Annotated in this window: 17 protein-coding genes and 1 tRNA gene; 14 read left to right on the top strand and 4 right to left on the bottom strand. The window is 65.8% G+C overall.

The features are described from left to right. Positions 1-51: 51 nt before the first annotated feature. The 3 genes from EV141_RS03645 to gltX all read left to right on the top strand — a co-directional run bounded on the left by EV141_RS03645 (position 52) and on the right by gltX (position 3,760). A complete protein-coding gene (locus EV141_RS03645; protein WP_130484583.1) occupies positions 52-840 on the top strand; it encodes a fumarylacetoacetate hydrolase family protein in 789 nt (262 codons plus the stop codon). 94 nt (positions 841-934) lie between these two features. Then, on the top strand, positions 935-2,248 hold the full coding sequence (locus tag EV141_RS03640) for an MFS transporter (protein WP_241968992.1): 1,314 nt from the start codon (positions 935-937) through the stop codon (positions 2,246-2,248). A gap of 12 nt (positions 2,249-2,260) precedes the next feature. Further along, positions 2,261-3,760 (top strand): glutamate--tRNA ligase, encoded by a 1,500-nt coding sequence (gene gltX / locus EV141_RS03635; RefSeq protein WP_130484582.1) that lies wholly within the window; start codon positions 2,261-2,263, stop codon positions 3,758-3,760. Here the strand turns inward: gltX and EV141_RS03630 are convergent. Beyond that, positions 3,757-4,686: a cytochrome b/b6 domain-containing protein gene (locus tag EV141_RS03630; RefSeq protein ID WP_130484581.1), complete on the bottom strand. Its 930-nt coding sequence runs from the start codon at positions 4,684-4,686 to the stop codon at positions 3,757-3,759. The two genes, gltX and EV141_RS03630, sit on opposite strands and share 4 nt — an antisense overlap. Before the next feature lie 164 nt (positions 4,687-4,850). Between EV141_RS03630 and EV141_RS03625 the strand changes: the two genes are divergently transcribed. From EV141_RS03625 to EV141_RS03610, 4 genes are all read left to right on the top strand, one after another. Beyond that, positions 4,851-4,922, top strand: a tRNA-Gln gene (locus tag EV141_RS03625). Positions 4,923-5,204: 282 nt separating this feature from the next. Continuing rightward, positions 5,205-6,095, top strand: a complete 891-nt coding sequence (locus tag EV141_RS03620; protein WP_130484580.1) for a nucleotidyltransferase domain-containing protein — start codon at positions 5,205-5,207, stop codon at positions 6,093-6,095. Then, a complete protein-coding gene (locus EV141_RS03615; RefSeq protein WP_130484579.1) occupies positions 6,095-6,739 on the top strand; it encodes a Cap15 family cyclic dinucleotide receptor domain-containing protein in 645 nt (214 codons plus the stop codon). Before EV141_RS03620 ends, EV141_RS03615 begins: the two co-directional genes overlap by 1 nt. Positions 6,740-6,793: 54 nt before the next feature. Beyond that, positions 6,794-7,183, top strand: coding sequence for a hypothetical protein (locus EV141_RS03610; protein WP_130484578.1), 390 nt, complete (start codon positions 6,794-6,796; stop codon positions 7,181-7,183). 95 nt (positions 7,184-7,278) lie between these two features. On the opposite strand, the gene EV141_RS03605 is transcribed toward EV141_RS03610, so the two are convergent. Then, the gene (locus tag EV141_RS03605; RefSeq protein WP_130484577.1) at positions 7,279-8,610 is read right to left on the bottom strand and encodes a hypothetical protein; all 1,332 of its coding nucleotides are present in this window, start codon (positions 8,608-8,610) and stop codon (positions 7,279-7,281) included. 558 nt (positions 8,611-9,168) lie between these two features. On the opposite strand from EV141_RS03605, the gene EV141_RS03600 reads away from it, so the two are divergent. From EV141_RS03600 to EV141_RS03580, 5 genes are all read left to right on the top strand, one after another. Beyond that, positions 9,169-10,095: a Ppx/GppA phosphatase family protein gene (locus EV141_RS03600; RefSeq protein WP_130484576.1), complete on the top strand. Its 927-nt coding sequence runs from the start codon at positions 9,169-9,171 to the stop codon at positions 10,093-10,095. Between the two features lie 70 nt (positions 10,096-10,165). Continuing rightward, on the top strand, positions 10,166-10,384 hold the full coding sequence (locus tag EV141_RS03595; protein ID WP_130484575.1) for a hypothetical protein: 219 nt from the start codon (positions 10,166-10,168) through the stop codon (positions 10,382-10,384). A gap of 26 nt (positions 10,385-10,410) precedes the next feature. Next, positions 10,411-10,716 (top strand): type II toxin-antitoxin system RelE/ParE family toxin, encoded by a 306-nt coding sequence (locus tag EV141_RS03590; protein ID WP_157985492.1) that lies wholly within the window; start codon positions 10,411-10,413, stop codon positions 10,714-10,716. A gap of 6 nt (positions 10,717-10,722) precedes the next feature. Next, positions 10,723-11,250: an ASCH domain-containing protein gene (locus EV141_RS03585; protein ID WP_130484573.1), complete on the top strand. Its 528-nt coding sequence runs from the start codon at positions 10,723-10,725 to the stop codon at positions 11,248-11,250. Continuing rightward, positions 11,243-11,455 carry a hypothetical protein gene (locus tag EV141_RS03580; RefSeq protein ID WP_130484572.1) on the top strand — a complete coding sequence of 71 codons (213 nt, stop codon included), beginning with the start codon at positions 11,243-11,245 and terminating at the stop codon, positions 11,453-11,455. The genes EV141_RS03585 and EV141_RS03580 overlap by 8 nt, the downstream gene beginning before the upstream one ends. Here the strand turns inward: EV141_RS03580 and EV141_RS03575 are convergent. Together EV141_RS03575 and EV141_RS03570 are read right to left on the bottom strand one after the other, a co-directional pair. Then, on the bottom strand, positions 11,452-11,757 hold the full coding sequence (locus EV141_RS03575) for a hypothetical protein (protein WP_130484571.1): 306 nt from the start codon (positions 11,755-11,757) through the stop codon (positions 11,452-11,454). The two genes, EV141_RS03580 and EV141_RS03575, sit on opposite strands and share 4 nt — an antisense overlap. After that, entirely contained in the window at positions 11,750-12,385 is a 636-nt protein-coding gene (locus EV141_RS03570) for an MBL fold metallo-hydrolase (RefSeq protein ID WP_130484570.1), read from the bottom strand. Before EV141_RS03570 ends, EV141_RS03575 begins: the two co-directional genes overlap by 8 nt. A 69-nt stretch (positions 12,386-12,454) precedes the next feature. On the opposite strand from EV141_RS03570, the gene EV141_RS03565 reads away from it, so the two are divergent. Together EV141_RS03565 and EV141_RS03560 are read left to right on the top strand one after the other, a co-directional pair. Next, positions 12,455-12,736: a metal-sensitive transcriptional regulator gene (locus EV141_RS03565; protein WP_130484569.1), complete on the top strand. Its 282-nt coding sequence runs from the start codon at positions 12,455-12,457 to the stop codon at positions 12,734-12,736. Between the two features lie 4 nt (positions 12,737-12,740). Continuing rightward, entirely contained in the window at positions 12,741-13,649 is a 909-nt protein-coding gene (locus tag EV141_RS03560) for a diacylglycerol/lipid kinase family protein (RefSeq protein ID WP_130484568.1), read from the top strand. Positions 13,650-13,708: the final 59 nt, after the last annotated feature.

Below are 13,708 nucleotides of genomic sequence, written 5' to 3'. Positions count from 1 at the left end.
GTATATATACGTCTGCATCAAGTTTTCGAGTTCGAAGGGTAGGCTCTCGCCGTGAAGATCGCGCGTTTCGCTACGGCCGAGGTCTCTGACCCTCGCTACGGCATCCTCGATGGCGACGAGCTGGTCGTCCTCACGGGCGACCCGATGTTCCACGGGTACGACACGACCGGCGAGCGCGTCTCGCTGGCTGACGCGCGCATCCTGGCCCCGGTCATCCCGCGATCGAAGGTGATCTGTGTCGGCATGAACTACGCCGCGCACGCTAAAGAGATGGGGCACGACGGGCTCAAGAACCCGCTCATCTTCCTGAAGCCCAACACCGCGGTGGTGGGCCCCGGCGACCCGATCATCCTGCCGCCGGTTGAGGGACGCATCGTTCACGAGGGCGAGCTCGCCATCGTGATCGGTTCGGTCGCCAAGCGCGTCAAGCGCGACGACTGGCAGAGCGTCGTGTTCGGCTACACGATCGCGAACGACGTCTCGGCGCGCGACGTCATGTTCGCCGACGGTCAGTGGGCGCGAGCGAAGGGCTACGACACCTTCTGCCCGCTCGGCCCCTACATCGAGACCGACATCGACCCGACGAACCTCGAGATCGAGACGTTCGTCGACGGCGAACTGCGCCGCAAGGGCAACACGGCCGACCTCGTGTTCGGCATCCCCGAGCTCATCGAGTTCATTTCCGACGTCTGGACCCTGCTGCCGGGCGACGTGATCCTCACCGGTACGCCCGACGGGCTCGGCGGCTTCCTCGACGGGCAGACTGTCGAGATTCAGATCGAGGGCCTCGGTCGCCTGTCGAACCCGGCGAAGAACCGCGACGACCGCGTCGACGCGTAAGTTTCCCGGTGTCGCGCCGCCGGCTGAGGCCGTGCGGCGGGCGGCGCAATGGTGATACCGGCCGGGGTATCGCGCCGGGCGTAGACTCGCGCGCGTGACCACCCCCGCATCCGTCGACACGGCGTTGACCGCGTCAGAGGTGGCGCGACTACAGCGTCGCGTGCGCGGCACGCTCATGGCCGGGCAGGTGCTGGCGGGGCTGGGTATGGGCTCGACGCTGTCGCTCGGCGCGTTGCTCGCGGCCGAGGTGTCGGGAACCCCCGCGCTCTCGGGCATGGCAGCCACAATGGCGACGCTTGGCGCCGCCCTCGCGGCCGTGCCGCTCGCGCGTCTTGCCGGCCGTGCGGGCCGCGCCCCGGCGCTCGCGACGGGCGCCACCGTTGCTGCCGTTGGCGGAATGCTCGCCATCGCGTCGGCCGCGCTCGGCTGGTTTCCGCTGCTGCTCGTCGCGCTCGCCTCCATCGGCGTTGGCACCGCCGTGAACCTGCAGTCGCGGTTTGCCGCGGCCGACCTCGCCGCCGACGCCACGCGCGGTCGCGATCTCTCCCTCGTCGTCTGGGCGACCACGATCGGCGCGGTGAGTGGCCCGAACCTGATCGGGCCGGGGGAGTCGCTCGGCTCGTGGCTGGGGCTGCCTCCGTTGTCAGGAGCCTTCGTGTTTACGGCGATCGCCCAGCTGAGCGCGGCCGTGCTGTACGTGCTGCTTCTGCGGCCCGACCCCCTGCGGGTCGCGGCGCGCTGGGACGCGCAGCGGGCGAGCGATGCCGCGCGCGCATCCGGATCGACGGCGCCGCCGCCGGTCGCTGCGGGCGACCCGGCCGGCGTGCGCCTCGCGTTCGTCGCGATCGCGCTCAGCCACGCGACGATGGTCGCGGTCATGGCGATGACGCCCGTGCACCTCACCGACCACGGGGCGAGCCTCGTGATCGTCGGCTTCACGATCAGCCTGCACATCGCGGGTATGTACGCGCTCGCGCCCGTGTTCGGCGTTCTGAGCGACCGGTTCGGCCGCTGGGTGACGATTCTGATCGGCCAGGTGCTGCTCGTGGCGAGCCTGCTGTCGACGGCGCTCGGCAGCGAGAGTGAGGCGTGGGTTGTTGTCGGGCTGATCTTGCTTGGGCTCGGCTGGAGCGCCGCGACGGTCGCGGGGTCGGCCCTGCTCACCGAGTCGGCTCCCCCCGCTCGGCGCACCGTGCTGCAGGGCCGCAGCGACCTCGTCATGAGCGGCAGCGGGGCTGCGGCGGGCGCGCTGTCGGGCGTCGTGCTGTCGCTGATCGGCTACTCGGGGCTGTCGTTCGCCGCGCTCGCGCTGGTCGTCGTCGTCGTCGTGCTGCTGATGGCGACGCCGCGGGCGGGGGCACGATCGGGAGCGCCCGCTGCGGCGGACACGGCAGCGCCCCGCCGGTAGGCTGGAGCGGCCATGACGACCCCCGCTTTCACCACCGCTTCCGGCGCCGATGTGCGCGTTCGCTTTTGCCCCTCGCCGACCGGAACGCCGCACGTCGGCCTCATTCGCACGGCGCTGTTCAACTGGGCGTACGCGCGCCACACGGGCGGCACCTTCGTGTTCCGCATCGAAGACACCGACGCCGCGCGCGACAGCGAAGAGAGCTACCACCAGGTGCTCGACGCTCTGCGCTGGCTCGGGCTCGACTGGGACGAGGGTGTCGAGACGGGCGGCCCCAACGAGCCCTACCGGCAGTCGCAGCGCGGCGACATCTACCGCGGAATCATCGAGCAGCTACTCGATGCCGGTCACCTCTACGAGAGCTTCTTGACGGGGGAGGAGATCGAGCAAAAGAACATCGAGCTCGGTCGCGACCCCAAGCAGGGCTACGACAACTGGGAGCGCGAACTCACCGACGAACAGAAGGCCGCCTACCGCGCCGAGGGTCGCGAGCCCGCGCTGCGGCTCCGCGTGCCGGACAGCGACCTCAGTTTCGATGACCTGGTGCGCGGCGAGATCACCTTCCCGAAGGGCAGCTTCGTCGACTTTGTCGTGGTGCGCCCGAACGGTGCCCCGCTCTACACCTTCGTGAACCCGGTCGACGATGCGCTCATGGGCATCACCCACGTGCTGCGCGGTGAAGACCTGCTCTCGTCGACTCCGCGCCAGATTGCGCTGTACCACGCGCTCATCGACATCGGCGTGGCGACCGCGATCCCGCGCTTCGGCCACCTGCCCTACGTCACGGGCGAGGGCAACAAGAAGCTGTCGAAGCGCGACCCCGAGTCGAACCTGTTCCACCACCGCGACCGAGGCTTCATTCGCGAGGGCCTGCTGAACTACCTGTCCCTGCTCGGCTGGTCGCTCACCCACGACCGCGACATCTTCACGATGGACGAGATGGTCGCCGCCTTCGACGTGGCGAACGTGAACCCGAACCCCGCCCGCTTCGACGTGAAGAAGGCCGAAGCGATCAACGGCGACCACGTGCGAAAGCTCGCGATTGACGACTTCGTCGAGCGCAGCATCCCGTATTGCAGCGGCGCTGGCCTCTTCAACGACGTGCCGCGGCCGAGCGAGCGCGTGCTGCTCACCCGCGTCGCCCCCCTCGTGCAGGAGCGCGTGACGCTGCTCGGCGAGGTTCCGGGGCTCGTCGCGTTCCTCTTCACCGACGACGCCGACCTCGAAATCGAGGCGGATGCACGCGCCTCGCTGGGCGCGGACGCGGCGGCCGTTCTCGACGCCGGAATTGCGGCGCTCGAAGGGCTCGACGACTTTACGCCGGCGCCGATCGAGGAGGCGCTGCGCGCCGCCCTCATCGACGGGCTAGGCCTGAAGCCGCGCGTCGCCTTCGGCCCGCTGCGCGTCGCTGTGTCGGGGCGCCGGGTGAGCCCGCCGCTGTTCGAGTCGATGGAGCTGCTCGGCAAAGAGTCGACACTCGCCCGCCTGCGGGCGCTGCGCGCGACGCTCTAGCGGGTCGCGGGCATCCGGCGCACGTCGCCGGTTTTCTCGGCGATCGCGAGCTGCGCCGGCGGGCGTAACAGCACCCACGCCGCGGCCATCACCGCGAGCGAGGCGGCGAAGAGAATCCAGCCGAGCGGCGACTCGCCGTCGTTGAGCCCCGCGTACATCTTGTTGAGGTTCCGCGTCGCGCCCGTGCCGAGCACGAGGCCCACGTGCACGATCGTGAACGCAATGTAGAACCACAGCACGAGGCGGTGGGCTTGACGGGCCCAGCCGTCCGAGAGCGGGCCGCGGGCGCGCATCCATTTTTGAGGCCATACCGGCGACAGCCGCAGGCCCGTCACGAGCGCGAACGGCGCCGCGATGACGACGGTCGAGGCGTAGGCGAGCTGCTGCAGGCTGTTGTACGCGCGCCAGCTGTCGTTGCTCGGCAGCTCGAGCGAGGCGTACTGCAGCGCGCCCGAGAGTGCGTTCGGCACGACGGCCCAGTCGGTGGGGATGAGGCGCATCCAGTAGCCGCTGACCGCGAGCAGAGTGACGTAGACGAGGCCCGTCGCGACCCACAGCACGACGACCACGAGATGCCACCAGGTGTGGATGCTGAGCCGCGTCGGGCGGGACGTCGCGCCCTCGCGCACGCGCCGCGTCCAGAACGCGATGGGTCGCGTCTTCGAGCGAATGTGCAGGCCAGAACTCACGATGAACAGCAGGAAGAAGCCGTTCAGGAAGTGCGTCCAACTGAGCCAGGCCGGGAAGCCGGTGGGCGAGGTCTGCGGCGGGTCGTAGGTGCCGGGGTAGGTGGCGATGAACTGCGCGACCGCGGGGTCGAGTCGCAGGAAGCGGGCGAGGGCGACGATCGCGATGCCCGCGATGAGTGCCGCCGGAACGAGCCAGATGAGGGTGCGTCGGCGCGAACGGGCGGGGGTCGAACTCACGTCTCATACCGTAGTGCCGCCCGCCCGGGAGAGAGCGTGGGCGTGGCCGACGCGCATCGCGCGGGGTGCCCCGGTGCGGTTCACCGCCGCCCCGCCGGTAGGGTAAACTCGCTACTCGGTTCGCTTCCGGGCGGGCTCTCTGGCCCCGCCTCTGGCGTGGCCGGTGGGGTATGGTGTAATTGGCAACACGGCTGATTCTGGTTCAGTTGTTCTTGGTTCGAGTCCAGGTACCCCAGCGAAAAACCCCCGCATGACGCGGGGGTTTCGTCGTTTCTGGGGCCTACGCTCAACCCATGCGCCTCGGAGTCATCGACGTTGGGTCGAACACCGTCCACCTGCTGATCGTCGACGCGCACCCCGGCGCGAGCCCGGTGCCGTCTGTACCGATGGGTCCCGCTCGAGGTCATGTGTCACGGGTGTTGTCGGTCCTAGACGTGATACTCGATGAGCAGGATTAACCCGGCGTCTGTTGACCGATGCGTCCGAGAAGCCGATAACGCGCCCCAAAGGAGAGATGCATGGTTACAGAGGAGAGGCTTGCGAGCTGGACGGGGCCGTCCAGTGACGCGGAACAGCTAAAGCAGGACCTGACCGAGCGGATGATTCGGGAGGCTATTGCTGCGCATGCCGCGTTTGATGGCGTCAATCTTTCCATCTATGCCAAGGGCTCGTACGCGAACAACACCAACGTGAAGTTCGACAGCGACGTCGACATCGTCGTCGAATGTCGCGAGGTCGAGTATTGGGAGGATTACGACCCTTCAGCCGGCGGTCATCCTGCCGGGTCCCCATACGAGGGCCCGTGGACGCCTGACCGCTTTCGGGCCGAAGTCAAAGCGGCGCTTGTGAACAAGTTCCCTAATGGCTCAGTGACTTCCGGCACGACAGCGTTCGAAGTTGAGGCAACGTCTTCACGTGTGAACGCGGACGTCGTGCCCTGCTTTACGTACCGCATGTACTTCGCGAATGGCAGTTACCAAGAAGGAACCAAGCTCTTCAAGACTACTGGCGGCTCAATTGTGAACTACCCGAAGTTGCAACTCGAAAGGGGGCGCGCGAAGAACACTCGCACGAACGGCGCGTATAAAAAGACAGTCCGCATCCTCAAGCGACTCGAGAACGTGCTTGTCGATGCTGGCCTTAGCGACGAGGTGCCCTCATATCTGATGGAGTGCCTCATCTACAACTGCCCTGACGAATACTTCACCCGCGCGACCTGGCGCGGAACGATGCAGGGATGCCTTGCGGATATCTATAACTACACGAACCGAAGCGAACCTGCCGACGAGGCTGAACGATGGTTGGAGGCGAATGGTGCAAAGTTTCTCTTCCACGGCAGCCAGAAGTGGACTCGCGAACAAGTTCACGCGTTCGCTAACGCTGCGTGGGACTACATGGAGTTCGGGTGATGGTCGGCAAGACGCTCCTCACCGCAATGGCTGTCATCATCTCCGCCGTCTTCGTGGTCGGCTCCTGGATCACCACCGGCACGCCGAACATCGAGTTTCTTCGTTTCTTCTCGCTCGCTGTCTTTTTCTGTTCGCTGCTGCTTATCTTGTGGGACCAGTGGGCGTGGAAGCTTCGACCTTTCCAGCTCCTGCCTGGTGTTCCGAGAGATGTCAGTGGAACTTGGGAGGCGACGCTCGATTCGCTCTGGATTGATCCGGAGACGAAGAAGTCCCCGGATCCCAAGACGGTCTATATCGTTATCCGGCAAACAAGCTCGAATGCATCAGTCATATTGATCTCGAACGAGTCCAAGTCCAAGTCGTCCATCGCTCGGGTCATCAAGGAGGACGGATCATGGCTCATCCACTACGTCTATACCAACGAGCCGCAGGTCGACCTTCGCGCCAAAAGCCCTATTCATCACGGATCAGGTGTTCTTTCGATTGTCGGTCACCCAGCGCAGCGCGTCGCCGGCAGCTACTGGACCGACCGCGATTCCAAGGGCAAGCTGACGCTGGAACGCAGGTCGACCGAGTACGCAGAAGACTTCAAGGGTGGAACCGACATCTTCACGTACGTGAAGGGTCAAAAGGATTCGCGGTGACGAACCGGCTCATGCCTGCAATCGTGTAGGAGCTGCGCATCGCGAGTTGTCCGCATGCCAAGACTCGCCAACCACGACTACCTCACCATCCGGCACTTCCCCGCACGACTCTGGCAGGTGAACGACGGCGACGCCTTCCCCAACATCCCAGGCGACGCGCAGCGTGAGCTCCAAGAGTACTTCGCCCCGGCCGCCGACCTTACTGACGCTGAGGCTACCGCGCACCGGGTGGCCTTCACGAGAGCTTTCCCTGCTATGCCGCAGTCCGCTGGTCGCGTCTTCGCCGCGCTACGCGCCAGCCGTCAGGGTTGTTCAAACCAAATCGTGGGCCGTCACCGTACCGCCACGACAAGCACGTACAAAGTGGCGCACAAGCTGCGAACCGTGGGCGTTTTCTCTGTATCCCGTCCGAAGGCGGATGTCTTCCGCCTCACGAAGGCATAGCTTGAGCTCGCTCGAGACGAGGTCGACGGAAAGCCACATAAGAAGGCGCTGCGAGCCCGCGACAGACGCAAGCGCCACCGTGGTCGCGGCCGCGACTAGACCGTCCGTATTGGTTGGTCCCGTGTGGTTGCCCACTCCTGAGACTTCTCGCTCACTGCGAGGTCTACCCAACCCCGTAGGCCTGGGCGCGGGAAACCGCTCGGTGGCTCGGCCCCGTCGTAGCGCCACTTTGCATCGACATCTTTTGATCCCCCGGAACCGAAGTAGTACCCGCCTGCCGTCTCTCGCCATGCATACCAAGCATGATTGTTCTTCGCCAGCATGATCCTAACTCCGTGATCTTTTGGGAGCTTCTTCAAGTGGAAAGACGAGAGAAGGAATGGCTCATTGACGTACTGCTTGCGGTTTCGGAAGACTGCGGTCTGCGTACACCACATGTCATCCAGTAACTCGCGTGTCTCGTAAAACTCACGTCGATCGAGCCACATGCCTGCATCGTCGAAGCCGCGTTGCCCTGTTCGTTCGCGAAGCTGACGGTCGCGGGCGCGTTGCTCCGCCACACGGGTCTTGACGGCCTCGCGATACCTTTTCATGAAGGCGAGTCCGCCCTTGAAGGTCCGCTGGGCTGCCATCTCCGTTATCCAAAGCCCACTGAAGCGTGAGGCGTTCCGCAGGCTACCGCGCAAGCCGAGGATGAGTGCGAGGCGGACGCGGATTGGTGGTGGCAGCTGCTTGTTGTGCATCCGTAGGCGCACCAGGCCAAGTTCGATCTGCATGAGCAGTGCGGCCACGTAGACGAACGGGATCAAGGCGATTGGAAGCCATACCGAGACCGCGAATGCTCGGAGCTCGTACAGCCAGTCGAACGTCCGCGTATCGCTCATCAACGTCACTGTCGTGGAGATGAGTAGACCGATCGCGATCAAGCCGAGCACGATTTCGAAGAATCGAGCAAACTTCCTCGCCTCAGGCATGTGCGACGTAAACGCGATGAGTGCGACGATAGGCATCAGTAGGAGCTGGAGGATGAGCTCACCCCAAATTGGGAACTCGCCCAGGTTGAGATACGTGATCATCAGTGCGGTGATGCCGACGACTTCGCGCACGACCTTGCCAATCAGATCTGATCCCGTCTTGTAGTTGTGTGCGTTCATGAAGATCGGGAGCCCCGTGACTAGAACCGCCAGGATGGTCACTGACAGTAGTGATGTATCCCACCAGCCAAACGTGCCAGCGAAAGCAACGATCGCCACGGCGTAGGCGAAGTACAGGACGAAAAGGAGCAGAAGCTTCCATTGGAACAGGGCCTTGGATACATGGACAAGACCCTTGAGAAAAGCGGGACGGGTCTTGGGGAGGGCGACAAGAAGAATCACTCCAAGGGCAATAAGTAGCCCGGCCGCGATCTCTCTGTTGCTGAATTCCATTCATCCTCATCTGCGATTGAATATGAGCCCGTGTGCTCACTCTGTCAGGGATGAAAGTTAGCGTTTGCGCGGTGGCTTCGCTCGCTTCGCATTTTCCGCGCGGTGTGGCGCTTGAAGCACTGCTCCATGTGACAACGTGAATCACTCTTCGAGCTGTGCGACTGTCTGCCCCGCCTTGAAGGCGTTGGCCAGTGAACGCACTTCATCGGGACTGACCTTGCGCCTCCGGACGGCGACCCCTTGCTCGCGAAACACCCGAACGAGCGCTGACGTAGCAACACCAACCTCTCGTGCCAGCGAACGAGCACTTTCACCCGCGCTTGCCCGCTGGGACAGCTACTCTGACTTGATCGCGGCAAGACGCCGTGAAGGTTCGTGAGCCTGGTACTTCACAACAACTCTCTTGTAGTTGACCCTGTCGCCCCGCTATGCGAGGTTCCGCAGTTCATCGGGGGTAAACGGCAGTTCCTATTGATTGGAACAGAGGTCGCGTACGTCAGCGAAAAACCCCCGCGAACGTGCGGGGGTTTCGTCGTTTCCGGGGCCTACGCTCGACCCATGCGCCTCGGAGTCATCGACGTTGGGTCGAACACCGTCCACCTGCTCATCGTCGACGCGCACCCCGGTGCGAGCCCCGTGCCGTACCACTCGGAGCGCTCGGTGCTGCGACTCATGCGCTTCATCGACGACGACGGCGCGATCACCGACGAGGGGCAGCGGATGCTCGTTGACGCAATTGGGAAGGCGGCGGCGACCGTCGCCGAGATCGGCGTCGACGACGTCATGGCGACGGCCACCTCCGCGATTCGCGAGGCGGCGAACGGCGAGGAGGTGCTCGCCCGCATCACCCGCGAGACGGGCGTGGAGCTGCAGGTATTGACGGGGGACGACGAGGCGCGACTCACCATGCTCGCCGTGCGCCGCTGGTTTGGCTGGTCGGCCGGGGAGATTCTGCTGTTCGACATTGGCGGTGGCTCGTTCGAGATCGCGCAGGGCGCCGACGAGTACCCCGACGCGCAGGTGTCGCTGCCGCTCGGCGCGGGGCGCGCGACCATCAACTTTCTGCGCGACGACCCGCCCGCGCGCGAGGCCGTGTCACAGTTGCGGGCGCACGCCCGGGCCGCCTTCACGGAGGCGCGGGACACGATCTTTGCCGACCGGCCGGCGCGCACCCGGGTGGTGGGAACATCCAAAACCATTCGCTCGCTCGGGCGGCTCGTGGGCGGCCCGGCCGACCCGGTCACGGGGGCGCCGGCGCCGATTCACTATTCGGGCCTCAAGGAGTGGGAGCCGACAATGCGCGAGATGCCGTCAGATGTGCGCCAGTACCTGCCGGGCATCACGCCCGAGCGCAGCTATCAGATCCTCGCCGGCGCGATCCTCTTGCGCACCGCGATGAAGGTGTTCGGGGTGTCGACGCTGACCGTGTCGCCGTGGGCGCTGCGCGAGGGGCTCGTGCTGCGCTACATCGATGGGCTTGACTGAGGCGCCCAGCGCGTCATCGCTCTTCGGGGTCGCCAACGTCACTGTCGGAGGTGCGGCGTACACTCGCCGCATGAACCGCGATCTCAAGGCACTAACGGCGGAAGTCTTGGCGTTGGCGCCGGCTGACCGAATGGCGCTCGCCCGTGAGTTGGCGAACAGCTTCGACGCCGGTGATGACGACATTGCTGAACTTCGACGTCTGATTGCCGACGCAGAGCAGTCGGTCGCGGCCGGAGGGTTCGACGACATGCCGGCACGCGACTTTCGCTCGTACTTGTCAGCGCTCTGATGTCGGGGGCCGGCCGCCTGCTTCGGGTGGCAGCCGAGGCAAAAGACGACCTGCGCCAGCTGCTGGAGTGGAGCGGCACCTCGTACGGCCCGGGTGCGCGAGACGACTACGAAGAATTGATCGAGCAGGCGATCATGGCACTACTCGCGAATCCAGAAGTGCAGGGGTCTCGGCGCCGCGATGAGCTTTCTCGGGGTGTGCGATCTTTTCACCTGCGAGGTGTGCTCCGCCGCACGGTGAGTGACCCTCGTCACGCCCTGTATTTCCGATACGACGACCGGACGCTCACACTTCTGCGAGTTCTGCACGAGCGTCAAGACCCGAGGCTGTAGGTATTCATGAACGACGCACTTCCCGAACCCGACCGCGCGGCCGCCGAAGTGATGTGGGCCGAATACGCGGCCGCGCATCCCGATGCCGTGGCGGCGACGGGGGAGTGGGTCGTCGAATACTTCGGTGACTCGCCGGCGCTCGCCGACGAACTGCTCGGCCTCGTGCTCGACGGCACGAAGCGGGCGACGGCCGCGCTGGTGGTCGAGTTCATCGCCGAGGGGCAGCAGCTGCCGCGCATCGGCTCGCACTGGATTGCCTGCGACGGTGCGGGTGCGCCGCGCGTCATCATGCGCTCGACCGAATTCCGCTTAGCGACCTTCGACGAGGTGGATGCGCGGTTCGCCTTCGACGAGGGAGAGGACGACCGCACGCTGGCCACCTGGCGCGAGGGCCACGAGCGCTACTGGCGCCGTACCGCCGCCGCGCGCGGCGACACATGGTCGCCTGAGCAGGAGATCGTGCTCGAGCGCTTCACCGTCGTGTGGCCGCCGGAGTACCGCGACGGTGAGCGAGCTACTCTTAGGTATGGCTAACGCTCAGAAGCGGGACGACCTTCGCGTGATTCGTCGGGTACTGCTCGCGATCACGGTCGTCGTGGCACTCGCCGGTGTGGTCGCCGCGATCGCGACCGCGACCCTCTGGCCGCTCGTTGCGCTTCTGTCGCTGGTGTTGCCGTTCTGGCCGCTAGAGACGCCGATGACGCGTCGGCGTCGTACCCCGGCTCGCGCCGGTCGCTAGAGAGAGCACCAGCGCCGGCGACGCCCATGAAGCCGGCCCTGGAAGAACGCAGCAGCGAGCCCAGCGGTGATCGAGATGACGAGCCCGATAGCAGCGACAGGGTGCAGCAGAACGACGGTCGGCGTCGTTACGATCACCTGCTGGTCGTCCGGCAGCCACCCAAACCATCCAAACGAGACCGGCTGGGCGAGGCCGACGGCAGTGACCGCGACGCCGACTGCGGTGACCAGCCACGCACTGCGGCGGGCCGTGCGCTCGCGGCGCGACTCGAAGCCGGGGCTGCCGTCACCCACGTTAGTCACACTCGAGCTCGTCGCCCGCGGCGAGCGGGAAGAACTGGCCGCCGTGCTGCTCGGTCACGAGCCCGATGCGCGCGTTCGCCATTGCCTGCCCCGCTGCCGAGTTGACCTGCTCGTGTGTCGGGAACGACCGGCGCGGCCGCACCGAGTCGAGGTAGTCCATGACCTCGCCGATCTTCAGCCACGGGGCGCTCGACGGCACGGCGAGCACGTCGACCTCGCGGTCGGGCACCGTGAACGAGTCGCCCGGGTAGTAGATCGTCTCGTTGATCATGACGCCCACGTTGTCGATGACGGGAATCGAGCGGTGGATGACCGCGTGCCGACCGCCGAAAAAAGCGAGGGCGAAGGGGCCGGCGTTTGCGACGTCGCCTCCGTCGACGACCTGCCACGCGTATCCGGGATGCGCGGATGCGACGCCCTGGGGGGCGAAGAGGGGAGTCTCGGGACGGCCGTCGAGCAGCCGGTCGAGGTGCTCGGGCGTGACGTGGTCGGCGTGCTCGTGCGTCACGACGATGCCGGCCAGATTCTTGACCGAGAAAGCCTCGGTGAACGACCCCGGATCGACCACCAGCGTTGCACCGTCGTGCTCAACCGTGAAACAGGCATGTTCGTGCTTCTGCAGCTTCATGCCCGACACCCTAAACCCGTGCGCCGTGCACGATCGGGGTCTACCCCCTGGGGGTATAAAGTCAGTCGCATGATCGACGACATCAAGAAGCGCGCCCTGCACCGCACCAAGATCTTGCAGGGCCAGATGCGCGGGCTCGAGAAGATGATCGACGCCGACGAGTACTGCGTCGACATCATTACTCAGTCGCTCGCGATTCAGAAGAGCCTCTCGAGCCTCAACAAGCTGCTCGTCGAGAACCACCTGCGCACGCACGTGACCGACATGTTCGACGCGGGCGGCGACGAGCGTGAGAAGGCCGTCGCCGAGCTCATCGCCGTCTACGAGCTGCAGAATAACCGGGGCAGCTGAGCCCATGAGGGCGCGTAAGCGCGTCGTCGTCGCGATCAACCCCAACGCCGCCTTCGGGCGCGGGCGGGAGGTGGGCCCTGCTGTCGTGACGACCCTGCGTGGGCTCGGCCACGAGGTGGTGAGCCTCACCGAGCTCGACTTCCCGCAGCTGCTCGACGCCACCCGCCGCGCCCTGACCGAGAAGCCCGACGCGCTCGTGGTCGTCGGCGGCGACGGCATGGTGGCCCTCGGCGTGATGGCCCTCGAGGGCAGTCGCATTCCCCTCGGTATCGTGCCGAGCGGCACGGGCAACGACGTCTGTCGGGGCCTGGGCATCCCCGTCGACGACGCGGAGGCGGCGATTCGGATGCTCGCCGAGCAGCTCGATGTGCCGCCGCGGGTCATCGACGCCGGCACGATCGCCCACGCGACGGGCGAGACCCGCTTCGCGTGCATCCTCTCGGCCGGATTCGACGCCCTCGTCAACGAGCGGGCGAACCGCATGCGCTTCCCGCGGGGGCGCAGCCGTTACACGCTCGCGCTGCTCGTCGAGCTCGCGAAGCTGCGGCCCATCGAGTACACGCTCGAGCTCGATGGCGAGACGCGGGTCGAGCGCGCCCTGCTCGTCGCGGTCGCCAACAACCTCTCGTTTGGCGGCGGGATGAAGGTCGCACCCGACGCGAAACTCGACGACGGACTCTTCGACGTCGTACTCGTGAAGCCGCTGTCGCGCCTACAGTTCTTGCGTATCTACCCGCGCGTCTTTGCCGGAACGCACGTGGGCGACCCGCGCGTGATCGTGCACCGCGCATCCCGCGTCTCTGTCGCCGCCGCGGGCGTCGTCGCGTACGCCGACGGCGAGCGCGTCGCTCCGCTGCCGGTCACGGCGACGGTGGATGCGCGCTCACTTCGCGTGCTCGCCCCGACCCCCTGAATCACGCCGAAATTCGGGGCGGATGCCCGACGCGGCATCCGACGTCGGCCCGGTTTGGT

This window comes from Microcella putealis (genome assembly GCF_004216575.1).
GTDB lineage: Bacteria > Actinomycetota > Actinomycetes > Actinomycetales > Microbacteriaceae > Microcella > Microcella putealis.
Note: the sequence above shows the minus strand (reverse complement) of the source record. Positions and strands in the feature narration are given on the sequence as shown.